This is a genomic window from Daejeonella oryzae DSM 19973, assembly GCF_000422945.1.
In the GTDB taxonomy this organism is placed as follows: domain Bacteria; phylum Bacteroidota; class Bacteroidia; order Sphingobacteriales; family Sphingobacteriaceae; genus Daejeonella; species Daejeonella oryzae.
This window is the reverse complement of the sequence record NZ_AUHA01000006.1, coordinates 1-26,569: the sequence shown is the minus strand read 5'-3', so window position 1 is coordinate 26,569 and position 26,569 is coordinate 1. Positions and strand designations below refer to the sequence as shown.

20 protein-coding genes and 1 rRNA gene are annotated in these 26,569 nt (G+C 37.3%); 15 read left to right on the top strand and 6 right to left on the bottom strand.

Annotation, left to right across the window (positions count from 1 at the left end; all coding sequences use genetic code 11):
• Nucleotides 1–38 precede the first annotated feature (38 nt).
• The gene (gene dnaE, locus G521_RS0110965; protein ID WP_026898580.1) at nucleotides 39–3,671 is read right to left on the bottom strand and encodes a DNA polymerase III subunit alpha; all 3,633 of its coding nucleotides are present in this window, start codon (nucleotides 3,669–3,671) and stop codon (nucleotides 39–41) included.
• A 191-nt stretch (nucleotides 3,672–3,862) separates the two neighbouring features.
• Here dnaE and G521_RS0110960 point away from each other — a divergent pair, with 191 nt between their 5' ends.
• From G521_RS0110960 to G521_RS0110935, 6 genes are all read left to right on the top strand, one after another.
• Nucleotides 3,863–8,950 carry a translocation/assembly module TamB gene (locus tag G521_RS0110960; protein WP_026898579.1) on the top strand — a complete coding sequence of 1,696 codons (5,088 nt, stop codon included), beginning with the start codon at nucleotides 3,863–3,865 and terminating at the stop codon, nucleotides 8,948–8,950.
• The gene (tamL, locus tag G521_RS0110955; protein ID WP_036679107.1) at nucleotides 8,950–11,250 is read left to right on the top strand and encodes a translocation and assembly module lipoprotein TamL; all 2,301 of its coding nucleotides are present in this window, start codon (nucleotides 8,950–8,952) and stop codon (nucleotides 11,248–11,250) included. The genes G521_RS0110960 and tamL overlap by 1 nt, the downstream gene beginning before the upstream one ends.
• Before the next feature lie 161 nt (nucleotides 11,251–11,411).
• Nucleotides 11,412–12,350: a malate dehydrogenase gene (gene mdh / locus G521_RS0110950; protein ID WP_026898577.1), complete on the top strand. Its 939-nt coding sequence runs from the start codon at nucleotides 11,412–11,414 to the stop codon at nucleotides 12,348–12,350.
• Nucleotides 12,351–12,388: 38 nt separating this feature from the next.
• A complete protein-coding gene (locus tag G521_RS0110945; RefSeq protein WP_026898576.1) occupies nucleotides 12,389–12,817 on the top strand; it encodes an aspartyl protease family protein in 429 nt (142 codons plus the stop codon).
• 53 nt (nucleotides 12,818–12,870) lie between these two features.
• Entirely contained in the window at nucleotides 12,871–13,773 is a 903-nt protein-coding gene (locus G521_RS0110940) for a hypothetical protein (RefSeq protein ID WP_026898575.1), read from the top strand.
• 1 nt (nucleotide 13,774) lies between these two features.
• Nucleotides 13,775–14,677, top strand: coding sequence for a hypothetical protein (locus G521_RS0110935; RefSeq protein WP_026898574.1), 903 nt, complete (start codon nucleotides 13,775–13,777; stop codon nucleotides 14,675–14,677).
• A 73-nt stretch (nucleotides 14,678–14,750) separates the two neighbouring features.
• Here the strand turns inward: G521_RS0110935 and gyrB are convergent, their stop codons facing one another.
• Nucleotides 14,751–16,709, bottom strand: a complete 1,959-nt coding sequence (gene gyrB / locus G521_RS0110930; protein ID WP_026898573.1) for a DNA topoisomerase (ATP-hydrolyzing) subunit B — start codon at nucleotides 16,707–16,709, stop codon at nucleotides 14,751–14,753.
• Nucleotides 16,710–16,951: 242 nt separating this feature from the next.
• Between gyrB and G521_RS0110925 the strand changes: the two genes are divergently transcribed.
• From G521_RS0110925 to G521_RS0110915, 3 genes are all read left to right on the top strand, one after another.
• Nucleotides 16,952–17,536: an OmpH family outer membrane protein gene (locus G521_RS0110925; protein ID WP_026898572.1), complete on the top strand. Its 585-nt coding sequence runs from the start codon at nucleotides 16,952–16,954 to the stop codon at nucleotides 17,534–17,536.
• Between the two features lie 86 nt (nucleotides 17,537–17,622).
• Nucleotides 17,623–18,111, top strand: coding sequence for a nucleoside deaminase (locus tag G521_RS0110920; protein ID WP_051189701.1), 489 nt, complete (start codon nucleotides 17,623–17,625; stop codon nucleotides 18,109–18,111).
• Nucleotides 18,112–18,176: 65 nt separating this feature from the next.
• Entirely contained in the window at nucleotides 18,177–19,013 is an 837-nt protein-coding gene (locus G521_RS0110915; protein WP_036679104.1) for a metallophosphoesterase, read from the top strand.
• A gap of 62 nt (nucleotides 19,014–19,075) precedes the next feature.
• Here G521_RS0110915 and G521_RS0110910 read toward each other — a convergent pair whose 3' ends face one another.
• The gene (locus G521_RS0110910; RefSeq protein WP_026898569.1) at nucleotides 19,076–19,471 is read right to left on the bottom strand and encodes an RNA-binding S4 domain-containing protein; all 396 of its coding nucleotides are present in this window, start codon (nucleotides 19,469–19,471) and stop codon (nucleotides 19,076–19,078) included.
• 81 nt (nucleotides 19,472–19,552) lie between these two features.
• On the opposite strand from G521_RS0110910, the gene G521_RS0110905 reads away from it, so the two are divergent.
• From G521_RS0110905 to miaA, 6 genes are all read left to right on the top strand, one after another.
• A complete protein-coding gene (locus G521_RS0110905) occupies nucleotides 19,553–20,371 on the top strand; it encodes a 2,3,4,5-tetrahydropyridine-2,6-dicarboxylate N-succinyltransferase (protein ID WP_026898568.1) in 819 nt (272 codons plus the stop codon).
• On the top strand, nucleotides 20,371–21,375 hold the full coding sequence (locus G521_RS0110900) for a glycosyltransferase family 9 protein (RefSeq protein ID WP_026898567.1): 1,005 nt from the start codon (nucleotides 20,371–20,373) through the stop codon (nucleotides 21,373–21,375). Before G521_RS0110905 ends, G521_RS0110900 begins: the two co-directional genes overlap by 1 nt.
• Nucleotides 21,359–21,922 carry an L-threonylcarbamoyladenylate synthase gene (locus G521_RS0110895; protein WP_026898566.1) on the top strand — a complete coding sequence of 188 codons (564 nt, stop codon included), beginning with the start codon at nucleotides 21,359–21,361 and terminating at the stop codon, nucleotides 21,920–21,922. The genes G521_RS0110900 and G521_RS0110895 overlap by 17 nt, the downstream gene beginning before the upstream one ends.
• 109 nt (nucleotides 21,923–22,031) lie before the next feature.
• On the top strand, nucleotides 22,032–23,444 hold the full coding sequence (locus G521_RS0110890) for a CCA tRNA nucleotidyltransferase (protein ID WP_026898565.1): 1,413 nt from the start codon (nucleotides 22,032–22,034) through the stop codon (nucleotides 23,442–23,444).
• A gap of 84 nt (nucleotides 23,445–23,528) precedes the next feature.
• Entirely contained in the window at nucleotides 23,529–24,164 is a 636-nt protein-coding gene (locus G521_RS0110885; RefSeq protein ID WP_026898564.1) for an IS1096 element passenger TnpR family protein, read from the top strand.
• A 36-nt stretch (nucleotides 24,165–24,200) separates the two neighbouring features.
• Nucleotides 24,201–25,133 (top strand): tRNA (adenosine(37)-N6)-dimethylallyltransferase MiaA, encoded by a 933-nt coding sequence (gene miaA, locus G521_RS0110880; RefSeq protein ID WP_036679100.1) that lies wholly within the window; start codon nucleotides 24,201–24,203, stop codon nucleotides 25,131–25,133.
• Here the strand turns inward: miaA and G521_RS17810 are convergent.
• From G521_RS17810 to rrf, 3 genes are all read right to left on the bottom strand, one after another.
• On the bottom strand, nucleotides 25,078–25,776 hold the full coding sequence (locus tag G521_RS17810; protein WP_051189700.1) for a potassium channel family protein: 699 nt from the start codon (nucleotides 25,774–25,776) through the stop codon (nucleotides 25,078–25,080). The two genes, miaA and G521_RS17810, sit on opposite strands and share 56 nt — an antisense overlap.
• Nucleotide 25,777: 1 nt before the next feature.
• Complete coding sequence (locus G521_RS0110870) at nucleotides 25,778–26,092, bottom strand: DUF3467 domain-containing protein (RefSeq protein WP_026898562.1); 315 nt, start codon at nucleotides 26,090–26,092, stop codon at nucleotides 25,778–25,780.
• A gap of 186 nt (nucleotides 26,093–26,278) precedes the next feature.
• A 5S ribosomal RNA gene (gene rrf, locus G521_RS0110865) occupies nucleotides 26,279–26,390 on the bottom strand.
• Nucleotides 26,391–26,569 lie beyond the last annotated feature (179 nt).

Sequence of the window (26,569 nt, the reverse complement as noted above, 5' to 3'; positions counted from 1 at the left end):
AATATGCTTGCCACAAAAATGCTGATGCCATTGTGACATTAGTTCAACTTATACCGAACGCCGTTCAGCTTGGCAATATGTTCCAGAAATTCATTGCTTGGGTTTATTTTTACAGATTTAGAGGGCATCTCTAAAGTTGTTTCATTCTCATAATCCATAATTAAAAACTTTAGCTGGCAATTTCTACTGGGATTGTGTTCAGTATTAATTTTTACTATTTCGTCTATTTTTAAAATAAATTCTTCATTTACTTCTGTTAAAGGCATTTGAATGGTAAGGCATTTTGACATTTTATCACGAAGTTCTGAAAGTAATACCATGTTGCTTACCTTCCATTCCCAGTTATCTTTCTGTTTAAAGCGTTCAGAAACCATTCCCCTGATCTGAAGAAAAAATCCATCATTCAGATATTGCCTCATTTTTACATAATCTTCTCCAAATAATACTACTTCAAATGTATCGCTGTAATCTTCGAGCATGAATGAGCCAAAAGGCTTCCCGGTTTTTGTAGTACGATGTGTACACATGGATACTAATCCCCCAATAACCAATTCACGGTTTTTAATTTTATTAAATTCCTCTTTATCTTCTTCAGAAACTTCGGCTGATTTCATGCGGCTGATCAGGCTTAAATGTTTAACCTGATGACTGCAAAAATTATCCATTTCGAAACGATAATTATCCAGCGGATGCCCTGTAAGATAAATCCCGATCACATCCTTCTCGTATTTCAGCTTTTCAATCAGACCGAACTCAGTGCATTCAGACAAAACAGGTTCAGAGATATCCGCATCGTTAGTTCCTCCAAATAGCGAAGCCTGAGAGGAATTGGCATTGTTCTGATAATCGTTGGTGTATTTAATCAGCCGCTCAATTCCGTTATAATTCCCTCCTTCCGGAGAAAAAAAGAACTGAGCCCGGTGAAAGCCAAAACAATCAAAACCTCCTGCATAAACCAGGTTTTCATAAACTTTTTTACTTACTGCTCTGGAATTGGTGCGGCGTGCAAAATCATAAATACTGCTGTACGGGCCATTAGCCAGCCGTTCTTCAACTATACTCTCTACAGCTTTCTCTCCGACACCTTTGATACCCGACATTCCAAAACGGACCTCACCCTTTTTATTTACGGTAAAACTTAGTTCAGATTCATTAATATCCGGCCCCAAAACCGGTATTCCCATCCGCCGTGATTCTTCCATAAAGAAAGAAATCTTTTCAATATTATTTTGATTGTTTAACACTGCTGCCATGTATTCGGCAGGATAATTCGCTTTTAAGTATGCGGTTTGATACGCTACAAAAGCATAACAGGTAGAATGCGATTTATTGAACGCATACTGAGCAAAAGCCTCCCAGTCTGTCCAGACTTTTTCGGCAACTTTTAAATCGTGTCCGTTAATTTTACAGCCATCCATAAACTGCGCCTTCATTTTATTGAGGACTTCAATTTGCTTTTTACCCATCGCCTTACGTAAAACGTCGGCATCTCCCTTACTAAAATTGGCCAGCTTCTGCGAAAGAAGCATTACCTGCTCCTGGTAAACTGTAATTCCGTAAGTTTCTTCGAGATATTCCTGCATATCACCCAGATCATAAGTAACCTGTTCCCGGCCATGCTTCCGCGAAATAAATTTTGGGATATATTCAATAGGCCCCGGACGATACAATGCGTTCATCGCAATCAGATCCTCAAATTTATCGGGCTTTAGTTCACGCAGATACATTTGCATTCCATCACTTTCAAACTGGAATGTTCCGTTCGTATCACCCCGCTGGTATAATTCAAAAGTTTTCTGATCCTCCAGAGATATATAATCTATATCGATATGAACATCATGGTTTTGTTTGATGAGACGTAATGCGTCTTTAATAATGGTCAGAGTTTTCAGACCCAAAAAGTCCATTTTAATTACACCTGCATCTTCAATTACCCTTCCGTCATATTGAGTTACCAGTAAAGTAGATTCTTTAGAAGTTGCTACCGGGATAATATTTGTCAGATCATAAGGGGCAATAATAATTCCTGCGGCATGAATCCCCACGTTCCTTACCGAGCCTTCCAGAATCAAGGCTTCTTTCAATACTTTTGCATGAACGCTTTTACCTTCAGCAAGAATATCCCGCAGTTTTACAACATTATCATAATCTTCGGGATTAAGCTCTTTTTTTATTTTTTCCAGTGGTGTGGTCATTACCTGAACCAGATTGGTTCCGGGCCTGTCGGGAACTAATTTTGCAAGCATATTTGATTCTGACAAGGGAAGATCAAGAACCCTGGCCACATCTTTTATACTGGATTTTGCAGCCATAGAGCCGTATGTAATAATCTGTGCTACCTGGTTCTTGCCATATTTTTCAACTACATAATCAATTACTTTCTGGCGGCCTGCATCATCAAAATCCGTATCGATATCGGGCATTGACTTACGATCGGGATTGAGGAAACGCTCGAACAGCAATCCATATTTCATAGGATCAATGTTGGTAATTCCGGTACAGTAAGCTACCACAGAACCGGCCGCCGATCCACGCCCCGGACCAATAAATACCCCAATATCTCTACCCGCCTGAATAAAATCGGCAACAATCAAAAAATAACCAGCAAAACCCATGGTGCGGATAGTGAAAAGCTCAAAATTCAATCGCTCTTCTACTTCGGGTGTAATATCTTTATATCTCTCTTTTGCTCCTTTAAAAGTTAAATCCTTGAGATATTCCCACTGATTCATATTCTCCGCTTCTGCTCCTGTATGAATTTTAAATTCATCAGGTATCGGAAAATTAGGAAGCATAATATCCCGCTTCAGCTGAAGGTGTTCTACCTTATCAACAATCTCATTGGTATTGTCCAGAGATTCTGGCAAGTCATGAAATAACTGGCCCATTTCTGCCTGAGTTTTAAAATAAAACTGATCATTAGGAAACCCGAAACGAAATCCTTTGCCGCCTTCTTCGTCAGTGGCAATTGGCGTACTTTGCATATCGCCCGTATTCACGCAAAGTAAAATATCATGGGCATTGGCATCCTGCTGATCTACATAGTGCGAATCATTTGAACAGATTACTCTAACATTATACTTTTTAGCATATTTCAGCAAGGCGTTGTTGACAATATGCTGTTCTGGAATATCATGGCGCTGTAACTCGATGTAAAAATCCTCGCCAAAAAGATCCAGCCACCATTTAAATTCAATTTCTCCATCTTCTTCGCCGCTCTTTAAAATGGTTTGAGGAACAGAAGCACCAATACAACATGTGGTTGCTATTAATCCTTCGTGATATTGCAAAATCAACTCCTTATCTATACGTGGCCATTTACTGTATAAACCTTCCATATATCCCAACGAGCACAGTTTCACGAGATTTTTATATCCCTGAGCATTCTTGGCCAGTAATAACTGATGGTAGCGCTTATCTCTTTTTTCTTTGGTAAACTGTTTTATATGACGGTTATCCACCACATAAAACTCGCAGCCTACAATTGGCTTAACTCCCTGTTTTCCGGCTTCGGCAACAAATTTAAAAGCACCGAACATATTGCCATGATCTGTAATAGCCATGGCTTTCATACCATCAGCCTTGGCTTTTTTGAACAATCGGGATATATCGGCAGCACCATCAAGAAGGGAAAACTGGGTGTGTACGTGGAGGTGGGAAAAATCTGGCATTCTTAATTATTGAGCTCCAAATTTACTAATCTTTTAGAGCGGGCAGAAAGTAAATTCTCTTTTTAATTCCTCATAGCTTCGCATTAATTATTAAACAGTCTCTGTTTTTAAAAACATTTTCCATTCTCAAGGTTTTATCTTTCTAGGTATTAAGATGGTACTAAAATTGCATTCAAATAAAAAATGTCATTTTGAATAAAGGAACAACTTTAGCACTAAAGATTTTCTTATGGATTGCAGGCAGTATCATTTTTTTGGTGCTGCTTATTTTTGTATTAATCCAGGTTCCGGCCGTTCAGGATTTTGCACGCAAAAAAACAGTTTCTTTCTTGCAGAATAAACTCAAAACAAAGGTTGAAATCAAAAAATTAAGTCTTGATCTCCCTAAGTTAATTGTTTTGGAAGATGTATATTTTGAAGATCAGAATCAAGATACATTATTGGCTGGCGATACTTTAAAAGTAGATATCAGCTTATTAAAACTTTTAAAAAATCAGGTTGAGATTAATGAAATCGACCTCAGAGGAATAACCGCTAAGGTGCAGCGAACAATGCCCGACAGTGTCTTTAATTTCGACTACATCCTAAAGGCATTTATTACCGAACAAAGCAAGAATGCTCCTCCAGCCGATTCTGCGGCCGCCATGAAATTCTCATTAGACAAGATCAATCTCGACCGGATAAATGTTTCTTTTCAGGATGCGGTTACTGCGAATGATGTCCGTTTTCAACTAAATCATTTTAATACCCGTATCCGGGAATTTGATTTGGATAAAATGAAATTTTCGATTCCAAATATTAAATTATCTGGATTAAATGCAAATATCATTCAGAGCAAGCCGGCTCTTAAACAGGAAAGCACAGCGAAAGTTGAAGCCGATAGTAATGAACCTTTTGATCTGGATTTAAAGCTGGGAACAATCGATCTTTCGAAAATAAAGCTCAATTACCAAAACGATATTTCCCGCTTAAAAACCAATTTAGATTTGGGTCAGCTACTTGCCGATGTAGATTCTATAAATCTTAAGAAACAAAGGGTAGCATTAAAAAATCTTAAATTATCCAATACAAAATCAGAAGTAATTCTGGGCAGGTCAGAGCAGGCTAAAATTGTAGTTACCGAGGTCAAAAAAGTAGCAACAGCGACGTTGAACAATGATTGGAGGCTGACCATTGGAAATGCGGATTTCAGCAATACCAATTTAAAGTATGATGATTTTAACATGCCGGTTCTAAAAAAAGGTATGGATTATGCGCATTTGGGAATAACTGATTTAAACCTGCAGGCAGATAATTTTTCTTATAGTCTGGATACAATTTCTGGTAGTATTGCTGACGCAAGTTTTAAAAACAAGGATGGCTTTGTCTTGAACGAACTTCAAACTAATTTTATTTACAGCAATACAGGTGCACTTTTAGAGGATTTGTATATCAAAACGCCGGGATCAACTTTGCGTGATTATGTACGAATAGGTTATCCATCCCTGGATGCGCTGGCTAAAGATCCCGGAAAAATGAGCCTGAATGTTAATCTTGAAAACAGTCGGTTATCTTTTAAAGATGTATTAACATTTGTCCCGCTGCTTGCCGATGTAGATCCATTTAAAAATAATCCCAATGCAATTGTGAATATTAACGGAGCTGTTAAAGGAAGTTTAAGCAATATGACTATACCAAATCTCCGGATTACAGGATTTAGAAATACCCGAATACAGGCCTCAGGCAATATAGCAGGGTTACCCGACATGAACCGGGCTAATTTTAATGTAAATATTCGCGAGTTTAAATCTAGCAGAGATGATTTAAATCAACTTTTATCGGCCGGCATTATACCGGCAAACATTCGCCTGCCCGAATCCTTTAATGTTACCGGAAAATTTAATGGCGGCATAAATAGTTTTAGAACTAACCTTAACCTGAATTCTAGTTATGGTGCTGCTCAAATTGCCGGGAATTTACAGAACGGAAACCGTGCCGGCAGAGAAACTTTTAATGCTGCTATAAAATTGAATAATTTTAATGCGGGACGCCTGATAAAGCAGGAAGCCTCTCTTGGCCGGATTACCGCTGATGCAAAAGTTTCAGGAACCGGGTTGGATCCAAAATATATGACTGCCCAATTCAGCGGAACATCCCGCAGGGCCGACGTAAATGGATATACCTACCAGAATCTGGGATTAAACGGAAGCATCGCTAACCAGAATGTGAATCTTTCTGCAAAAATGAATGATCAGAATCTTCGGTTTAATTTAAAAGCCAGGGCCAATATTAAAAATACGTTTCCTGCAGTCAGCCTGGTTTTAGATCTGGATAGCGCCAACTTTCAAAAACTTAATTTATATAATGAAGATCTCCGCTTTCGCGGAAGAATTGTTGCCGACCTTCCATCCACTGATCCCGACCGGCTCATTGGAACAATTAAAGCTTCTGATTTATTGCTTGTTGTAAAAGGAAACCGCTATAAATTAGACAGCATTAATGTAGATGCTTCGGTAAATGGCAACCAAAAAGATCTAAGAATTCGATCTGAATTTTTAACTGCCTCTATTATCGGAAATTATAAACTTACAGAAACCGGAAATATTCTTTTTAATGAAATCAACAGACATTTTAAAATTGGCGATGGGAAAATGCTGCCGGTAAGTACAGCACAGGATTTCGTTTTTACAGCCAACATAACCAACCGCCCAATAATTCAGGAATTTATGCCTGCACTTACAGGATTAGAACCCGTAAGCATCAAAGGATCTTTTAATAGCACCCAAAGCAATTTAACGTTAGAAGCAAATGCTCCAAAAATAATTTACAACGGGAATACTATTAATAATTTACTGCTGGATATAAATTCAGATAAAACAGCTTTAAATTACAGTTTAAATCTCGACAACATTTCTACATCATCCATTCAAATAAATAAAACCAGTCTCGATGGCAGTGCTAAAAATGATCAGTTAGATTTAAATCTTAACATTAAAGATCAGGCAGATAAAAATAAATATCGCATTGCGGGATTATTATCAGCCTTCACAGATCAATACCGCTTTAGTTTTAATCCGGGCGGTTTGCTCATGAATTATGAAGAATGGGCTGTATCTTCGCAAAACTTCATTCAATTCGGCACTAAAGGGATTTTGGCAAATGATTTCATCATTTCAAATAACAACCAAAACCTCTCGGTGACCAGTAACCCGGCTCAGATTAATGCTCCTCTCAGCGTTGATTTTTCGAATTTTAAAATTGCAACCCTTACAGCAATTGCCGAACAGGATTCACTTTTAGCGGATGGGACTATTAACGGGAACATAATCCTGAGTAACCTTGCAAGCAGTCCGGTATTTGTTGGAGATCTGAATATTAAGGATTTCACTTTCCGGAGCGATACGCTGGGCGATATCAGCATGAAGGTTAATAATCGCGAAGCCAATACCTACGCGGCAACAGTAAATATAACCGGAAAAGGAAATGATATTTTTCTGGATGGAGAATATTATCTGAGACCTGAAAATAAAAGCACATTCGATTTTGATCTGAATATCAGAAACGTAAACCTGGCGACTATGGAAGGTTTATCTATGGGAAATATTAAAAATGCAAGCGGCAATCTTAGTGGTGAATTAAAATTAACAGGTTCTCCGGATGTACCTTCTGTTCGGGGCGACATTAACTTTAACAAGGCCGCATTTAACATTTCTATGTTAAACTCCTATTATACGATTGATGAGGAAAAAATCGCCTTTACCAGAGATGGGATTCAGTTTGACTCATTTACATTGGTAGATTCTATAGGTAATGAAGCAGTAGTTGACGGTACAGTTTTTACAAATAATTTCCTGGATTACAGATTTGGACTAACAGCCAGAACAGAAAACTTTAAAGTTTTAAGCAGTACTAAAAAAGATAATAAATTATTTTACGGAAATGTATTCCTGAATAGTGATTTACGCATTCGCGGAGATATGAATAGCCCCGAAGTGGACGGCAGCGTGAAGATTAATAAAGGAACAAATTTTACGGTAGTTGTTCCGCAAAGCGATCCGGGCGTAATTTCCCGTGAAGGAATTGTTGAATTTGTTGACTTTTCGAATCCTGAAAATGCAAGCGCTCTTACTTCAGGTTTGGATACATTAAATACAATGGCCATCAGCGGCATGGATGTAGCCGTTAATATTGAAGTAGATTCTGCAGCAATTTTCAATATTGTTATTGATGAAGGCAACGGCGATTTTCTGCAGGTACAAGGCGATGCACAGTTAACTGCAGGTATTGACCCAAGCGGAAAAGTAAATCTTACCGGCGCATTTCAATTGGTAAAAGGTGCCTATGAACTTTCCTTCAATTTTATAAAAAGACGTTTTGAAATAGAAAAAGGAAGTACCATTAACTGGCAGGGAGAACCAACAACTGCAGATGTAAATGTTACAGCAATCTATGTTGCCAACACCGCTCCGATTGATCTGGTGGAAAGTCAGCTGGATGAGCCTGCTGCCTCTTTAAACCGCTACAAGCAAAAGTTGCCTTTTGAAGTATCTCTGAATATGAAAGGAGAATTAATGAAGCCGGAGATCACTTTTGATATTGAACTTCCAACCAACAAAAACTATAATGTTGCCCGCGATGTATTGGACAATGTTCAGTATCGTCTTACCCAACTTGAATCACAGCCCTCCGAATTAAATAAACAGGTGTTCGCTCTGCTATTACTTAATCGTTTTGTTGCCGAAAATCCATTTGCCAGCAGTGCAGGCGGCGGCGGAATTGAATCGATGGCTCGAAATAGTGTAAGCAAAATCTTGTCCGATCAGTTGAACAATTTGGCGGGTAACTTAATTGAAGGAGTAGATCTGAATTTTGATCTGGTTTCATCCGAAGATTATACTACAGGTTCTTTGCAAAACCGGACAGATCTGAATGTTGGTCTTTCCAAAAGGCTTCTTAACGACCGCTTAAAAGTTAGTATCGGAAGTAATTTTGAATTAGAAGGCCCAAGAAATTCAAATCAGAGTTCAAATAATATAGCAGGTAACGTAGCACTTGATTACCAGCTTTCGAAAGATGGCCGCTATATGCTACGGGCTTACCGAAAAAATGAATACCAGGGAGTTGTTGAAGGATACCTTATCGAAACCGGGGTAGGCTTTATCATCACCCTAGATTACAATCAATTCAAAGAAATATTCGCCCGCAAAACAGAAGAGGAAAAAGGGCGCAGAAGACTAGAAAAAGAAAGTAAAAAGCAAGAAAAAATTGAAGCTAAACAAGTGGTTAATATTGATAATTAATGTTGAATCTGATTAAATACTTCTGGTTATTCGCAATACTTATTATAGCCTCATGCAGCAATATAAAGTATCTGCCAAAAGGCGAAAAGTTATATATAGGCGGTGATGTAAAAATTGAAGGCGATAGTATTAAGAAAAAAGAGACAAAAGCACTTCGCACTGAATTAAAAGGATTATTGCGTCCTAAACCCAATACCTCCATTTTGGGTTTAAGGCCTAAGCTTTTTGCCTTTAATATTGCCGGAACTCCTAAAAAACCCAAAGGTTTGCGTAACTGGCTAAAAAATAAAATAGGCGAACCACCTGTTTTTGCTAGCTATGTTGATCTTCAGAATAACCAGAATATTTTACAAAACCGTCTTCAAAATAAAGGTTATTTCCAGGCAGTAGTAACCGGTGATACCATTTCAAAAAATAGTAAAGTTAAGGCGGAATATATTGCAGAGTTAGGTCCGCGATACCTTATTAGTTCTGTTAATTTTCCTTCGGACAGCAGTATTTTAGAAAAGGCAATTTCTGCAACAGCCTCAAAAACCCTTTTAAAGGTTAATGATCCGTACAACCTGGATGTAATAAAAGGTGAACGTGACCGTATTGATCAGAATTTAAAAGAAAACGGGTTTTATTATTTCGGTCCTGATTATTTATTTGTTCGTGTAGATAGTACCATCGGGCAACATAAAGTAAATTTATATGTAACCGTAAAACCTTCAACCCCGTCATTAGCCCGGAAAGTTTATACAATAGATGACATTTATATATATCCTAATTTTACCCTTGCACAATCACAGGCCGACACGTCTAAAAGCAGTGCGGTTCTGTTTGACGGGTATTATGTAATTGATAAAGACAGCACATTCAAGCCATCCGTTTTCAGTCGCTCTATGTTTTTTAAAAGCGGAGAAGTCTATAATCGAAAAGATCACAACTTATCTTTAAGCCGCCTTACAACTCTGGGTTCTTTCAAATTTGTAAAAAACCGTTTTGAGCGTAATGATAGTCAGAGTAATCCTTCGCTTGACGCATTTTATTATCTCACTCCCCTGCCCAAAAAATCGTTGCGGGCTGAAGTTTTAGGCACTACAAAATCAAATAATTTAACAGGATCTGAATTATCGCTTAGCTGGAGAAATCGAAATGCATTCCGGGGCGCCGAACAGTTAAGTATTAGAGGATACGGAAGTTTTGAAGTGCAGGTAAGCGGCACACAAAGGGGTTATAACACTTTCCGTGCAGGAACTGAAGCAACTCTTTCTGTACCCCGTTTTCTGATCCCATTTTTTGATGTAAACACATCCAATGCTTTTGTTCCCCGCTCTAAATTCACTCTGGGGTATGAAATCCTAAATAAACGAAAACTCTATTCTTTAAATTCCTTCCGTGCATCTGCCGGATACAACTGGAAAGAAAATATTCGCAAAGAACATGAAGTGAATTTATTGAGCTTTAATTATGTTCAGCCGGCCAATATTACTCCTTTATACAGCGATAGTGTTAGAAACAATATTACTCTTGCAAAAACGATTGAAAAACAATTCATCGTAGGTTCAACATATTCTTTTACTTATAATGATCAGCTGGAAGTTACCCGTAAAAACAATATTTTTTTCAACGGAAATGTAGATCTGGCGGGAAACATTCTGGGACTATTGCAGAAAGCAGATTATACAACAGGCGATACGGCAACATTATTCGGAGCACGGTATTCCCAGTATGCAAAAATCGATGGAGACCTGAGATACTATTTTAAAACAGGAACAAACTCAAAAATAGCCAGTCGTTTAATAGCTGGATTAGGTTACCCTTACGGAAACTCTTCAGAGCTTCCTTTTATCAAACAATTTTTTATTGGCGGTAGCAATAGTATCCGTGCTTTCAGGGCCCGTTCTGTGGGGCCTGGAACTTACCGTCCGGATGATTCAAGTATCGACAATTTCCTGCCAGATCAATCCGGAGATTTAAAGCTTGAATTTAATACCGAATATCGCCAGAAACTTGCCGGCATTGTTCATGGAGCTCTTTTACTGGACGCGGGTAACATTTGGCTGTTCAATGAAAACCCCAACAAGCCGGGGGCCAAATTCAGCAAAGAATTTTTAAGTGAACTTGCTGTTGGAACCGGTTTTGGTTTGCGCTTTGATCTTTCTTTCCTGGTTCTGCGTACAGATCTTGCTTTCCCCCTGCGGAAGCCCTGGCTTCCAAAAGGAGATCGCTGGGTAGTGGATCAGATTAAATTTGCAGATAAACAATGGCGAAGAGATAATTTGGTTTTTAATTTGGCTATCGGATATCCATTCTGATATTTTGAATAGAAAAGGAGTTAAATTAAAACTGTTATTAGCGATCATATAAAAAGCGTAAATATTCTATAATTGGCTTTCAAATAATCCTGTTATCCTCTCAAAAAAGAAGAAGAATATCTATATTCGGCAAGATTTATTTCTAATCAAAAAATCACTATATGAAAATTACCGTTGTAGGCGCCGGCGCTGTTGGTGCAACCTGTGCAGATAATATTGCCAGAAGAGAATTAGCAGAAGAATTGGTTTTGTTAGATATCAAAGAAGGTTTTGCAGAAGGTAAAGCTCTTGATATGATGCAAACCGCAACTTTGCTTGGCTTCAACACCAAAGTTTCCGGAAGCACCAACGATTACAGCAAAACTGCTGATTCAAACGTTGTAGTAATTACTTCAGGAATTCCACGTAAACCCGGAATGACCCGCGAGGAATTAATTGGAACCAATGCAAATATTGTTAAGGGTGTAGTGGAAAATATTTTAAAGTATTCTCCTGATGCCATCATCGTGGTGATCAGCAACCCGATGGATACCATGACTTACCTTGCGTTAAAATCAAGTGGATTACCTAAAAACCGGATTATTGGAATGGGTGGAATTCTTGATAGCGCACGTTTTAAATGTTATTTAAGTCTTGCCTTGGACTGTTCTCCAAATGATCTTCAGGGTGTTGTTATTGGCGGTCATGGGGATACCACAATGATTCCTTTAACGCGTTTAGCTACAATGAACAGCTTCCCTGTTTCAAATTTACTTGACGGCGAAGCTTTAAAGAAAGTTGCTGCAGATACTATGGTCGGTGGTGCAACATTAACCGGATTATTAGGAACCTCTGCATGGTATGCTCCCGGAGCTGCCGGTGCTGCATTAGTTGAGAGTATCGTTCGCGATCAGAAAAAAGTATTCCCTTGCTGTGTTTCTTTAAGCGGAGAATATGGTCAGGATGATATCTGTATGGGCGTACCTGTTGTAATTGGGAAAAACGGGTGGGAGAAAATCATTGATTACAAATTGAACGAAGAAGAGCAGGCTGCTTTTAACAAAAGTGCAGAAGCTGTCCGTAATATGAATCAGGTCTTACGTGATTCCCATGTAATATAGTTGTTCTTAAATTTCCCCCTAAAGGGAAATAGCAGCATATGAAAACGATTTCAGTTCCTCTAGAACTCATAAATTTACAAAACGACGGCTTCCACATTTTAGTGGAAGTTGTTGTTTTTGGCAATCCCTTTAATGTGGTTTTGGATACGGGAGCGTCTAAAACTGTTTTGGACAAAAATACCGTAGAAAAATACACAGCTTCTTCAGATCTGCTATTTTCCGACAAACTTTCTACAGGCTTGGGAACTGATTCTATGGAAAGTTTTACGATTCAGCTGGCTGAAATTAAAATAGGCAAAATAAAGATTAAAAACTTTGAAGCCGCCGTGCTCGACCTATCCTCCATTTGCCTTGCGTATGAAAACCTGCAGCTACCCCCCGTTATTGGTGTTTTAGGTGGAGATATATTACAGGAGTATAATGCAATTATCAATTACAAGAAATTATTGTTAAAGTTGAGTAAATAGCCTATTCGTAAAGCCATTGAAAATCAGTATATTGATTACCAATAGCTTTACTTATGAAAACGCTTGTCTGCTTACTGATCTTATTTACCAGCCTTACCCCTGCATTTTCTCAGCGAAATGTAAGCGGTAAATGGTTTGGAAAAATTACCCAGCAACCTGGAGGCTATAGCGAACTTTACGATTTTGAGCTGGAACTAAATCAGAAAAAAAATATCTGGGGAGATTCCTACGCCTATCTCGAAAATTATGTTGAAATAAAAATTGGCTTGTCAGGATATTTTGAAAATGATACTATCCGGTTAATTGAGAGCAGAGATTGGGTTAAAATTGATAAAGTACCCTGGAACTGGGTAGCTTGTATTAAAGATATCAAGGTAGTTTATCGTAAAGAGAATAATAATGAATATCTGGAAGGCAGCTGGACAGGATTTAATAAAGATGATCCAAACGATAAGTGCATACCCGGAAGAGTTATATTATCCAGAACAGTTGCCGGCTTAGACCAATTTTTGCATGAGAACAGGGATTCTGTTATAACGGCTGCCCCCTTAACGATTTCTGACAATCCGGTAACGGAAATTAATTTCGATTCGCCTTTTCTAGCTACTGAACCGCGAAAAGTTACGGAAATATCTGTAACCAGTTTAAATCTGCAAATCCAGTTAATAGATTATTTAAAAGTAGATAATGATACCGTTTCGGTTTATTTAAATCGGAATATATTAGCCAAAAACGTGAGGATTTCTAAGCGTGCCACACTCATTAATTTTAAATTAGATCCAAATACCGAATTAAATGAATTGCTGCTTTACGCAGAAAATCTGGGCGAAATTCCACCCAATACATCTCAGCTTTTAGTAATTGACGGCGATCAAATCCATCGTATAATGATCTCATCAGATAAACAAAAAACAGCAGCAGTCTATTTAAAATATAAGGGGAAAAAACCAAGATAATATGAAGCAAAATTTTTGGAAAAAATCTGGTCAGTGTTTTACGTTTTTCAGTCTTTTATTTCTGTGCTTCACATCAAATACTTTTTCGCAAATTAATTACAAAGGAATTTGGCAGGGATATATAACCGCCCAAAGCTCCTATAATTCAGGTTATGCTCTTCATATCGAAGATCAAACCGGAGACTTAATAACAGGAACTGCGTATATATACAGAAATGAAGATCCCCTGCAATTTGATGGCATTCTTGATTTTATTGGAACTGTAAATCAAAAATCCTCCAAGCTTACTGAGCTGGTTATCTTAAAAGAAAAAATGCCAAATGATGTTTTAAAGCTTTGTATTAAATACATGGGACTTGAATTTATTCAAAAAGACAGCACTGATTTTTTAACCGGGAAATGGACCGGCTCGCTGATCAATAATTCGCCTTGCACACCGGGAAATGTATACCTCAGAAGATATAATTCAAAAATGGTTAAGGATCTTGAACCTATCCCCGCAGAAATTTTACAAGCAATTTTAGCTGACAAATCTAATTCGGTAAATTTTCTTGAAACCAAACTGGCAAAGCCGATAATTATTAACGTAAAAAATAATGTACTTAAGTTAGAAATCAGGGATTATTTAAGGGAGGATAATGACACTGTTTCTATTTACCTTAATCGACGTCCCCTGTTGCAGAAAATAGGGATTTTCAAAAAGCCGTATAAACAAAACTTCAGGCTTGATAAAAATTCAGAATTAAATGAATTAGTACTTTATGCGGAGAATTTAGGTTTGGTTCCGCCAAATACGTCAAACCTTACGGTTTGGGACGGTAAAATAAAACACAATATCACCATAAGGTCCAGCAAGGAAATAAGTGCTGTAATTTATCTTAGGTATGTACCGGATGGTCCCTGATTTTTTTGGCAAATAAAAAAAACCCTCCGAAAATGGAAGGGTTTGATTATTTCAAATATTCATAAAACATAAACTAGATATCTATACGTGCATACTTGGCATTTCGTTCAATAAATTCTCTGCGGGGAGCAACTTCATCTCCCATAAGCATTGAAAATATACGATCGCACTCAACTGCATTTTCGATAGTTACCTTTCTTAAAGTACGGGTCTGCGGATTTAGGGTTGTTTCCCATAATTGTTCTGCATTCATCTCTCCCAAACCTTTGTAACGCTGAATATGTACACTTTCTTCTTTACCGGCACCTTTTAAACGCTGAACCGCAGAATCACGCTGGTCATCATTCCATGCATATTCAAATTCACGACCTTTTTTAACAAGATATAATGGCGGAGCAGCAATATAGATGTATCCAAATTCTATCAATTCTTTCATATATCTGAAAAAGAAGGTAAGAATTAAGGTGGTAATATGTGAGCCATCTACGTCAGCATCCGTCATGATTATAATCCGGTGATAACGCAGTTTATCCATATTTAATCCTTTATCATCCTCGGCGGTGCCAATACTTACCCCCATTGCAGTAAACATGTTCTTGATCTCGTCATTGTCGTAGATCTTATGTTCCATTGCTTTTTCTACGTTCAGGATTTTTCCTTTTAGTGGGAGAATAGCCTGGAAATTACGATCACGACCCTGTTTAGCCGTACCACCCGCAGAATCTCCCTCGACAAGATATAACTCACATGCAGCAGGATCATTATTAGCACAATCAGCTAATTTGCCGGGTAAACCCGAACCGCCCATTACGCTTTTACGCTGAACCATTTCTCTGGCCTTACGTGCAGCAGCACGAGCAGTAGCAGCAAGAATAACTTTATTTACAATAAGCCTTGCTTCCTTTGGGTTTTCTTCAAGGAAATTACCAAGAATTTCACCTACGGCAATATCAACGGCACCCATTACTTCATTATTTCCTAATTTAGTTTTGGTTTGACCCTCAAACTGAGGCTCCTGAACTTTAACGGAAATAATTGCAGTTAATCCTTCACGAAAATCATCACCTGTAATCTCAACCTTCATGTTTTTTAACAATCCGGATTTCTCGGCATATGCCTTTAATGTACGGGTTAACCCCCGGCGGAAACCAGCTACGTGAGTTCCTCCCTCATGCGTATTAATGTTATTAACATATGAGTGAACATTCTCTGCATAAGTATCATTATACTGAAGTGCAAGTTCTACAGGAATTCCCTGCTTAATACCTTCCACATAAATTGGTTCGGGAATGATTGCAGTACGTGTTATATCCAAATACTGAACAAATTCACGTAAGCCACCTTCAGAATAAAACTCTTCTCTGAGCAAACTGCCATCTTCCAAAACTTCGCGTTCATCCTGCAGGGATAAACGAATTCCTTTATTTAAAAAAGCAAGTTCACGAAGTCTGGCAGCAATTGTATCAAATTTGTATTCGGTGGTTAGCGTAAAAATACTATCATCCGGAAGGAAATTAACAATAGTACCTGTGCGATCTGTTTCACCAATAACTTTAACATCAAATAATGGCTTACCGCATTTATATTCCTGGGTAAATATTTGTCCATCGCGATGCACCACTGCTGTTAAGTGGATTGAAAGTGCATTTACGCAACTAACACCCACACCGTGTAAACCGCCGGAAACTTTGTAAGTATCTTTATCAAATTTACCACCGGCATGTAAAACGGTCATAACCACTTCCAAAGCAGATTTTTTCTCCTTGGTATGCATGGCGGTAGGAATTCCCCGACCGTTATCTTCTACTGTAATTGAATTATTTTTATGAATAGTTACCTGGATATCCGAACAGTAACCTGCAAGAGCTTCATCAATTGAATTATCTACTACTTCATAAACCAGGTGATGTAATCCTTTAAAACCCGTATCACCTATGTACATTGAAGGGCGTTTTCTTACCGCTTCTAAACCTTCTAAAACCTGTATATTATCCGCTGAATAATTAGATCTGTCTGTAATTTCTTCGCTCATATTTTAGTATAACAACAAGTATCAAAAATAACCAATTTAGCCGGATATTGACCCATTGTGGAGAAAATTAACGTCAGTTTTATTTACAAATTGTTAAGTAAAGTTAAATGATTGGGATACTTGGCCTGAAAGTTTATATTTGCCTAAATTTTAAAAAAAGAATGAATTTTCCATGTGTTAAAACAGCATTAAATTAGCTGTACATATGAGGTCTTCATCACCCTTAGAAACAAATTAGATAAATGAAAAAAGCATTGGCAACTCTAACAAAATTTACTGCCGCATTGGTTTTGGCAGCGGTAGTAATCTCCTGCAATAAAGAACAACCTAAAACTGCAGTATCTGCAACAGATAAAAAAACGGAACTGATTGTCTTTGTGAATTCTGATTCCTTACTCAACAATTACGAGTATTTTAAAACTATTAAAGATAAATTTCAGGCTAAATCTAAAAAAGCCCAAACAGATCTAACTTCAAAAGGAACTGCATTTCAGAGAGAAGTTGCTGCCTATCAGCAAAGTGCTGCAAATTTAAGCGCCGAGCAGCGTGCTGCTACTGAAGAGCGTTTGGCCCGTAAGCAACAGGAACTTGCTGCTTTTAATCAGAATGCAGGCAATGCTTTAGCAAGTGAAGAAGCTGCAGAGAATGAAAAACTTTACAATAAGGTTTCTGATTTCTTAAAAAAGCATGCAAAAACAAAAGGATATAAAATGGTTTTAACTTATTCAAAAGCCAATCCAACAGTTCTTTTTGCTGATGAAAGCCTGGATGTAACCAAGGAAGTGGTTTCGGGCTTAAATGACGAATACAAAAAAGAAAATAAATAATATTCTATCCCTTGGGATACATTTGAACCCTGGCAAATGCCGGGGTTTATTGTTTTACAACATTACTTATTATAATCAAACAGGAAATGCTAAAAAAAGAGGATAGAGAGCATCAAAAGTTCATGAGAATGGCAATCAGCCTTTCTAAAAAAAATGTTGAAAATTATAAAGGAGGACCTTTTGGAGCTGTAATTGTAAAAGAGGGCAGAGTAATAGCTAAAAGTGCAAACAAAGTAACCACAACTAACGATCCAACAGCACATGCCGAGATCTCAACCATCCGGCAGGCCTGCAAAAAATTAAACACTTTCGACTTAACAGGTTGTGTGATTTACACCAGCTGCGAACCATGCCCTATGTGTCTGGGAGCAATTTATTGGTCGCATTTGGATATTATTTATTATGCAAATACTAAAAGTGATGCTGCCGAAATAGGCTTCGATGATCAGTTTATTTATGATGAGATAGATATGCCAATGGAAGATCGAAAACTACCTGTAGTGCAGATATTACGAAATGAAGCACAGGAAGCCTTTAAATTGTGGGACGTATCTCCTATGAAAATTTCCTATTAAGAACTAACAAACCAAGTTTATCTTCATCATATACATAATCTAATAATAGTTAACGTTAAATATTGATGTTTAAAATCCCTAAAATATCCAGACGGCAGTTTCTGATAGATATGTTTACTCTAACCAGCTCTGTATTTATTCTGGATGCTTTCTGGCTGGAAAAGTATTTTATAGAAACGAATGAATATTATTTAGATGATGCTGACCGCAATTCAGATAATTTAAAAATTATACAAATCTCTGATCTGCACCTTCAGTCAATTGGAAGAAATCACCGAAACCTCGCCAAAAAAATTAATAAGATAAATCCCGATCTCCTGTTATTTACAGGCGATTCTATTGATCGGTACAAAAAGCAAATTGTTTTTGATGAATTTTTAAGTTTGTTTGATCATCATATTAAAAAAGTTGCAATTCTGGGAAACCGCGAATATGAAAGGGGCATTATTATTAATGAGCTAGGCGATATTTATAAAAAGCACAATGGTTATTTATTAATAAACGAATCCAGAAAATATCAATTCGGCAATTCAAGCATTTCTATTACAGGAATAGATGATTTTATGGCAGGAACTGCGGATTTTAAAAAAGCAGTGAAAAACTATAAATCCGCAGATCATCATGTAGTTTTAACTCATTGTCCTCAGCACCGCGATATTATAAAGGATGAGATGGGAAATATTCCAATTGATTTGGTATTATCCGGCCATACTCATGGCGGCCAAATAAAAATCTTGGGATATGCTCCGTTTACTCCCGGAGGAAGCGGAAGATATGTTAATGGCTGGTATAAAGAAAGTCGTCCTCATTTGTACGTTTCAAAAGGAATAGGTACTACGGCTTATCCCATCAGGTTCGGCTCGCGTGCTGAAATAGCGATTTTTAATTTAACCAAATCCTGAATAGCACTTCCAACTATTAAGAGATAGATAAAAATTTAAAAAATTTAGGGCTGATAGTTTTATTATTCATCAAACCAACCCTCTTGTAAATCATCAATATCTCTTCGATCCCGTTTGGTTGGGCGGCCTGCTCCTCTGTCGCGGGTTAATGTGGGTGCATGAAAAACAGATTTATAAGCCTGAGTTTCTTCTACAGGAGTAAGATCTTCGTAAAAATTCACCGCCGTTTTAGCATCTACTCGTCTTTCAAGCAAATCAATCACTTTTATAACTTTTCTTTCTATCCCTTTTTGAACAGTATAAGTTTCCCCAATTTTAACAATGTGAGAAGCTTTCAAATTTTGTCCGGATAGTTTTACCCGCCCGGCTTTGCATGCTTCGGTAGCTATACTTCTGGTTTTAAAAGCCCGGATAGCCCATAAATATTTATCAATCCGAAGTTTTTCAATAATTGCCATAGATGACTAAATTACATAACAATTAAAGCAATCAGCGAAAACCGGCATAAAATCCTTTAATTTGCCTGTAAAATTAACATTATGACTACCGAATTAAAAAAACTAATTGAAGAAGCCTGGGAAGACCGTAACCTGACCAACTTCAAGGAATATAGAGATGCTATTGAGAGGGTAATTCATCATCTGGATAATGGATTACTGAGGGCGGCCGAACCAATAGGTACCAGATGGCATGTAAATGAGTGGGTAAAAAAAGCAGTAATTCTATATTTTCCCATCAGAGAAATGGTAGAAATTAATGCAGGTCCTTTTGTTTTTTATGATAAAATGAAGCTCAAAACCAATTTTAAAGAAATAGGTGTTCGGGTTGTTCCGCATGGATTAGCTCGTTATGGTTCATACTTAGCAAAAGGCGTGATCATGATGCCTTCATATGTAAATATTGGTGCCTACGTGGATGAAGGAACGATGGTGGATACCTGGGCAACAGTTGGTTCATGTGCGCAAATTGGTAAACATGTTCATTTAAGCGGAGGTGTTGGAATTGGAGGCGTATTAGAACCCGTTCAGGCAGAACCTGTTATAATTGAGGACAATTGCTTTATTGGATCACGTGCCATTGTAGTTGAAGGAGTTCGTGTTGAGAGAGAAGCTGTTTTAGGAGCCAATGTTGTATTAACGGCATCCACAAAAATCATTGATGTTACCGGCGATGAGCCCATAGAATATAAAGGATATGTGCCTGCTCGCTCGGTAGTTATACCAGGCTCCTATACTAAAAAGTTTCCAGCCGGAGATTTCCAGGTTCCCTGCGCTTTAATTATTGGACAGCGTAAAGAGTCTACAGATAAAAAAACATCATTAAATGATGCACTGAGAGAAAATAATGTTGCTGTTTAATGTTTAAAATTTTAATTGTACAGCCGGCATTTATTGGCGATGTAGTTTTAGCAACTGCTCTGGCAGAAAAGCTGCATCGTCATTATCCGGATGCAACTATTGATTTTCTGGTACGTAAAGGAAATGAATCACTTTTAACTGATCATCCCTTTATCAAAAAGGTATTTGTTTGGGATAAAAAAAGGCAAAAAACTATAAACCTTCTTAAATTATCTTTACAAATCAGAAACGAAAAATACTATCTGCTCATAAATTTGCAGCGTTATTTTTCATCAGGTATGTTAACTGTTTTATCGGGGGCTGAACAAACACGCGGCTTTGATAAAAATCCACTTTCTGCATTTTTCAACGTTAAAATCCCGCATATCATAAAAGCCAATGGAACCTTGCATGAAATTGATCGTAACCAGTTGCTGATTGAAGATCTGACAGACAGTTTCGCCGAAAAGCCAAGACTCTATCCTTCTGAAATTGATTTTACGAAAGTAGCTGCATATAAATCAAGACCATATATTACCATTGCACCTAATTCGGTTTGGTTCACCAAACAATATCCTCATCAGCACTGGGAAACTTTTTTGAATCTAGTACCTCCGCATCTGCATATTTTTTTACTCGGAGCACCTTCTGATTTTGAAAATTGTGAACTGATTATCAGAAATTCGAAAAACCAGAATTGCATTAATCTTTGCGGAAAACTAAACTTTTTGCAATCTGCAGCTTTGATGAAAGATGCAACCATGAATTATGTCAACGATTCGGCACCTTTACATTTTGCATCTGCTATGAATGCCCCTACAACTGCTATTTTTTGCTCCACTGTACCCGAATTTGGATTTGGGCCTTTATCAGATATTCAAACAATTATTCAAACAACTGAAAATCTGAGTTGTAAACCTTGCGGACTTCATGGCTATAAATCCTGTCCGGAAAAACACTTTAAATGTGCACTAACAATTGCTCCAGAAACGTTAGCATCAACAATAAATGAAAGAAGAAATTAATAAAGCTTTAGAAGTTCTGAAAAATGGAGGCATAATACTTTATCCAACTGACACCATCTGGGGAATTGGCTGCGATGCTACAAATGCAGAAGCAGTGGATAAAATATTTAAATTAAAAGGAAGAGATGAAAGTAAAAGCATGATTATTCTTCTGGATTCGGAAAATAAATTGGCATCCTATGTCAGCGATATTCCTGAAGTAGCTTATGATCTGATTGAATATGCTGAAAATCCGCTTACCATAATTTATTCGGGAGCAAAGAACCTGGCTCCAAATACCATTTCACAAGATGGCAGTGTAGCTATTCGCATTGTGAAAAACGATTTTTGTCAGCAATTAATTCAGCGATTTAGAAAACCTATCATCTCAACTTCTGCTAATAAAAGCGGAGAACCTTCTCCGCAAATGTTTAGTGATATCAGTGATGACATTATTAATGGCGTAGATTATGTTGTAAACTGGCAGCAGAATGATTCATCGATTGGAAAGCCATCCACCATTATGAAATTAGAAGCTGACGGAAGATTTAAATTCATCCGTAAGTAAAAGCTTTTGTTCTTTTTCTTGAAAAAACGCAATAATATTCCCTCCTTTGAATACATTCTGAAATTATGCCTTTCCGGCTGCAATTTAAAAGCCTGATGCGTAAATAAACATGGAAAAATATCTTCAAAACCCAATTTTCAATAAACTTTCCAAACTTGCTGACCAAACCCATACAGAAGTGTATGTGATAGGTGGATTTGTCAGGGATATTTTTCTGAACCGCAATTCAAAGGATATCGATATTTTGGTAATTGGCAACGGAATTGAATTTGCTGAAGCTGCAGGGGAAATGATAAAAAGCAAGGTTTCCGTTTTTAAAAATTTCGGCACAGCAATGCTTCGGTATAATGATCTGGAAATTGAATTTGTGGGCGCCCGAAAAGAATCATACCGCTCCGATTCCCGGAAACCGATTGTAGAAAACGGAACTCTGGAAGATGACCAAAAGCGCCGCGACTTTACCATTAATGCAATGGCATTAGGATTGAATAAGAATAATTTCGGAGTTTTGATTGATCCGTTTAACGGAATAAAGCATTTGGAGCAGAAATTAATTCGTACACCTCTAAATCCGGAAGAAACATTTTCAGATGATCCATTGCGCATGCTACGTGCAATCCGTTTTGCAAGCCAGCTAAAATTCACAATTGATCAGCAAGCTATTGAAGCCATAAAACAAAATAATCAGCGGATTAAAATTGTATCGGCAGAAAGAATTACAGATGAGCTCAACAAGATAATTTTGTCTGAAATCCCTTCCATAGGTTTTAAATATTTATTTGATACAGGTTTATTAAAACATATTTTTCCGCTGATGCATGAATTGCATGGAGTGGAGATTATAGAGGGCAAAGGTCATAAAGATAATTTTTATCACACGCTGCAGGTACTTGATAATATTTCAGAACATACAACTGATTTGTGGTTACGTTGGGCCGCTATTTTACATGATATAGCAAAGCCAGCAACCAAACGATTTGAGAAAGGACATGGATGGACATTTCACGGACACGAAGATAAAGGTGCCCGAATGGTTCCAAAAATCTTTGCTTCGCTCAAACTACCACTGAATGAAAAGATGAAATTTGTTCAAAAGCTTGTACAACTTCATTTAAGGCCAATTGTCTTAGCTCAGGATATTGTAACCGATTCAGCGGTCAGACGTTTATTATTTGAAGCTGGCGATGACATTGATAGTTTAATGATGCTATGTTTCGCAGATGTGACAACTAAAAATGAATACAAAGTTAAAAAATACCGTAAAAATTTTGAGCTTGTACAGCAAAAATTAAAAGATGTAGAAGAGCAGGATCAGCTCAGAAACTGGCAGCCACCAATTAGCGGATCTGATATTATGGAAGCATTCGGTTTAAAAGAAGGTAAAGAAGTGGGAATGATCAAAAACCAGATACGCGAAGCAATTTTAGAGGGGGATATTAAAAATTCCCGACATGAGGCATTGCATTTTATGATAGAAAAAGGGAAAGAAATGGGACTCATCCCGGTAATCCCTACTAATTAAATATCTTGAAAACATTATTGAGCGATTATAGTTAATCGTTTTGGTAAAATATTAATTTTGAATTCTAATTGAAAAACAATTATAATGGCGATTTACAGATTTAAGGTTTCTTTTGAAGATTATGATGATGTTGTAAGGGAAATCGACATTAAATCAAATCAGACTTTTCAGGATTTACATCATGCAATTCATGCATCTACAAAATATAATCCCGAGACATCCTCATCGTTTTATGTAAGCAACGATCAGTGGATAAAAAGTGAGGAAATTGCTTATTTGCCTAATGAGCGCAAAGTCAAAAATGGTGTGGCAACCATGGAGAACTCCAAATTAAGTTCCTTTATTGATGATCCTCATCAAAAATTTTATTATACCTATAATTTTGACAGGCCGCTTGATTTCCATGTGGAGCTGATTAAAATTCTGCTTAATGATGAGGCAGGTAAAACCTATCCATATGTTTTCCGGAGTGCTGGCGAAGCTCCACGCCTTGCCGGAACAGGTTTGATGCCACCAACTGCACCAGCAGTTTCTGAAGAATTTGACTTTTTAAATGAAATGGATTTTAATCCGGAAGATCACGAAGAGTTGGAAAAAATGAACGATATGGGCATTACTTCTGATAACGAAACTGAAGAAGAGGATTCTGACGAAGAAATGGATGAATTTTCAGACAATGAAAGTTTTGATCCGGATGATTTGGAAAAAGAAGATTATTAAGTTCTAAAAATTAAGGCTTCTGCCTTTTATCACATAATGAGTATTAAAACCCTGATTGTTATTGCCGGCCCAACAGCCATAGGCAAAACGGCTTTGGCAATTCAGCTGGCAGAGTATTACCATACAGAAATTATTTCAGCCGATTCGAGGCAATTTTATAAGGAGATGGATATTGGAACTGCAAAGCCTTCGAAAGAAGAGCTTGCTGCTGCACCTCATCATTTTATAGACTCACTTTCCATTCACGAAAACTACACTGTTGGTGATTATGAAAAAGAAGCTATTAAATTACTTCAAAAGTTATTTTTAACCCATAACCAGGTTATTTTAGTTGGAGGATCGGGACTTTTTATTAATGCTGTTTGTAATGGTTTTGATGACTTGCCGCAGGTTTCAGAAGAAATAAGAAGTCATATCAATAATGTATTTTCCCAAAAAGGGATTGAATATTTACAGCAAAGGCTGAAGGAAGTTGATCCGGATTATTATCATGAGGTTGACATTAATAATCCACAGCGAATCATCCGGGCATTGGAAGTTTTTGAAAGTACAGGTAAACGTTTTTCAGAATATCGTACACGCATAGCTAAGAAAAGGCCTTTCAATATTGCTAAAATCGGACTGAATACAGATCGAAAAAAATTGTATGATCGGATAAATAACCGTGTGAATCAAATGATTTCGGATGGTTTAGTGGAGGAAGTTGAAAAACTAAAATCATTCCGTACAGCTAATGCATTAAATACGGTAGGATATTCTGAGATTCTAAATTATTTTGATGGGAATTTTACATTTGGGGAAGCCATAGATAAGATTAAACAAAACACCCGAAGGTTTGCCAAAAGGCAATTAACCTGGTTCAATAAATCCAAAGATATTAAGTGGTTTGATCCTAACGATATTTCTAAAATTATTATTTATCTAGATCAACAAATCCAGTATCCTGAACCCGGGGAGCAAAAAAGTTAAAAAATAGGATCAGGAAAGAAAGTGTACTTATAATTTGAAGCATAACCAGTAATTTACCCGCTTCGTTTACCGGGTGATAATCGCCGTAGCCGATAGTTGCACCCGTTATAAAGCTAAAATACAAGGCATCTGCCCAATTATCTACAGGACGGTTTAGATAATTACCAGCAGCGTAAACAACTCCAAAAGAAGCAATAACCTCTATAAAATTAAAGAACAACAAAATGAGTGAGCGGTTATGAGTTTTGTAATGATTATGCTCCGGGAGAAATATTTTGTGAAAAATATATAGAAAAGTCTCAATCAATAAATAAATATTAATTACAAAAAGCCAGTGCTCATGCCATAAGCTATAGTAGAGCATTAGAAATGGCATTACAGTTTTAAATATTATGTAGAATTCCCCTGTTATTTTCCGGTGCTGATATGTAGAATTCCTTGATAAATAATCAATGTAAATTCCGGGAAAAAACACTTTAGATACAACTAAAAAAAGTCTGGTAATTCGCTCAATTCCAAAATCATAATATTGGGAGCTATTCCATACATTCTCAATCTTCTTAAAATGAGATATGACGTGTACTTTGGTCCCCTTACGGGGATCAGTATTTCCATAAACTAACTTTTTAAGATGTTGCTTCACTTTATGCTTGGGCTGTTGGGCCGCCAAAATTTAGTGGAAAAGCGGGCGGCTCTTCATTAATTTTAATTCGGCCATTGAGTGATTCAAATTTTTCGATGTTATCTTCCAAGGCTCTTAAGAACCGCTTGGCATGCTCAGGAGTTAATACTATCCTTGACTTCACCCTCGCTTTAGGCACACCGGGCATAACGCGAATAAAATCAACTACAAATTCTGTATTCGAATGAGTTATGATGGCTAGGTTTGAGTAAATACCCTCAGCAACTTCTTCAGATAACTCGATGTTTAATTGGTTGTCGGTGTTTGGTTCTTCCATAAAGTAAAAATAAAAAAGTCCTCGCTGAAAAGAGGACAATATAAAAGTAATATTAATTATATGCTGTGTACTTAAAAATACAAATTAAAGTCAGGAAATAAAATAGAAGGTTTATGTCCGTCTCCTAAACCAATTTTTTTTAACAAAAAAAGCCTTGTCTTTAAGGGACAAGGCTTTGATTATAAAATTGGGCACCGACCTACTCTCCCACCTGTTACGGCAGTACCATTGGCTCTGGCGGGCTTAACTTCTCTGTTCGGAATGGGAAGAGGTGGACACCGACGATATAGGCACCTAAAGCTTTTGAGCTTCCGTTCATCCGTTTGAAGTTCCTTGGAACTACTCACTTCTGAATTTCACTACTAATATCTTAACACACTGGAAAAAGTACTTGAATAAGAAAACAACAATATATTCTATCTGCCTTATGCATGCCAAGCCGCAAGGGTTTGGGTGCATGAAGAAAGCTTCGGGTAA

What these genes read in the sequence shown, in the direction of transcription:
- dnaE (WP_026898580.1), bottom strand. Translation starts at nt 3,671, where the DNA reads ATGCCAGATTTTTCCCACCTCCACGTACACACCCAGTTTTCCCTTCTT.
- tamL (WP_036679107.1), top strand. Translation starts at nt 8,950, where the DNA reads ATGTTGAATCTGATTAAATACTTCTGGTTATTCGCAATACTTATTATA.
- mdh (WP_026898577.1), top strand. Translation starts at nt 11,412, where the DNA reads ATGAAAATTACCGTTGTAGGCGCCGGCGCTGTTGGTGCAACCTGTGCA.
- G521_RS0110945 (WP_026898576.1), top strand. Translation starts at nt 12,389, where the DNA reads ATGAAAACGATTTCAGTTCCTCTAGAACTCATAAATTTACAAAACGAC.
- G521_RS0110940 (WP_026898575.1), top strand. Translation starts at nt 12,871, where the DNA reads ATGAAAACGCTTGTCTGCTTACTGATCTTATTTACCAGCCTTACCCCT.
- G521_RS0110935 (WP_026898574.1), top strand. Translation starts at nt 13,775, where the DNA reads ATGAAGCAAAATTTTTGGAAAAAATCTGGTCAGTGTTTTACGTTTTTC.
- gyrB (WP_026898573.1), bottom strand. Translation starts at nt 16,709, where the DNA reads ATGAGCGAAGAAATTACAGACAGATCTAATTATTCAGCGGATAATATA.
- G521_RS0110925 (WP_026898572.1), top strand. Translation starts at nt 16,952, where the DNA reads ATGAAAAAAGCATTGGCAACTCTAACAAAATTTACTGCCGCATTGGTT.
- G521_RS0110920 (WP_051189701.1), top strand. Translation starts at nt 17,623, where the DNA reads ATGCTAAAAAAAGAGGATAGAGAGCATCAAAAGTTCATGAGAATGGCA.
- G521_RS0110915 (WP_036679104.1), top strand. Translation starts at nt 18,177, where the DNA reads ATGTTTAAAATCCCTAAAATATCCAGACGGCAGTTTCTGATAGATATG.
- G521_RS0110910 (WP_026898569.1), bottom strand. Translation starts at nt 19,471, where the DNA reads ATGGCAATTATTGAAAAACTTCGGATTGATAAATATTTATGGGCTATC.
- G521_RS0110905 (WP_026898568.1), top strand. Translation starts at nt 19,553, where the DNA reads ATGACTACCGAATTAAAAAAACTAATTGAAGAAGCCTGGGAAGACCGT.
- G521_RS0110900 (WP_026898567.1), top strand. Translation starts at nt 20,371, where the DNA reads ATGTTTAAAATTTTAATTGTACAGCCGGCATTTATTGGCGATGTAGTT.
- G521_RS0110895 (WP_026898566.1), top strand. Translation starts at nt 21,359, where the DNA reads ATGAAAGAAGAAATTAATAAAGCTTTAGAAGTTCTGAAAAATGGAGGC.
- G521_RS0110890 (WP_026898565.1), top strand. Translation starts at nt 22,032, where the DNA reads ATGGAAAAATATCTTCAAAACCCAATTTTCAATAAACTTTCCAAACTT.
- G521_RS0110885 (WP_026898564.1), top strand. Translation starts at nt 23,529, where the DNA reads ATGGCGATTTACAGATTTAAGGTTTCTTTTGAAGATTATGATGATGTT.
- miaA (WP_036679100.1), top strand. Translation starts at nt 24,201, where the DNA reads ATGAGTATTAAAACCCTGATTGTTATTGCCGGCCCAACAGCCATAGGC.
- G521_RS0110870 (WP_026898562.1), bottom strand. Translation starts at nt 26,092, where the DNA reads ATGGAAGAACCAAACACCGACAACCAATTAAACATCGAGTTATCTGAA.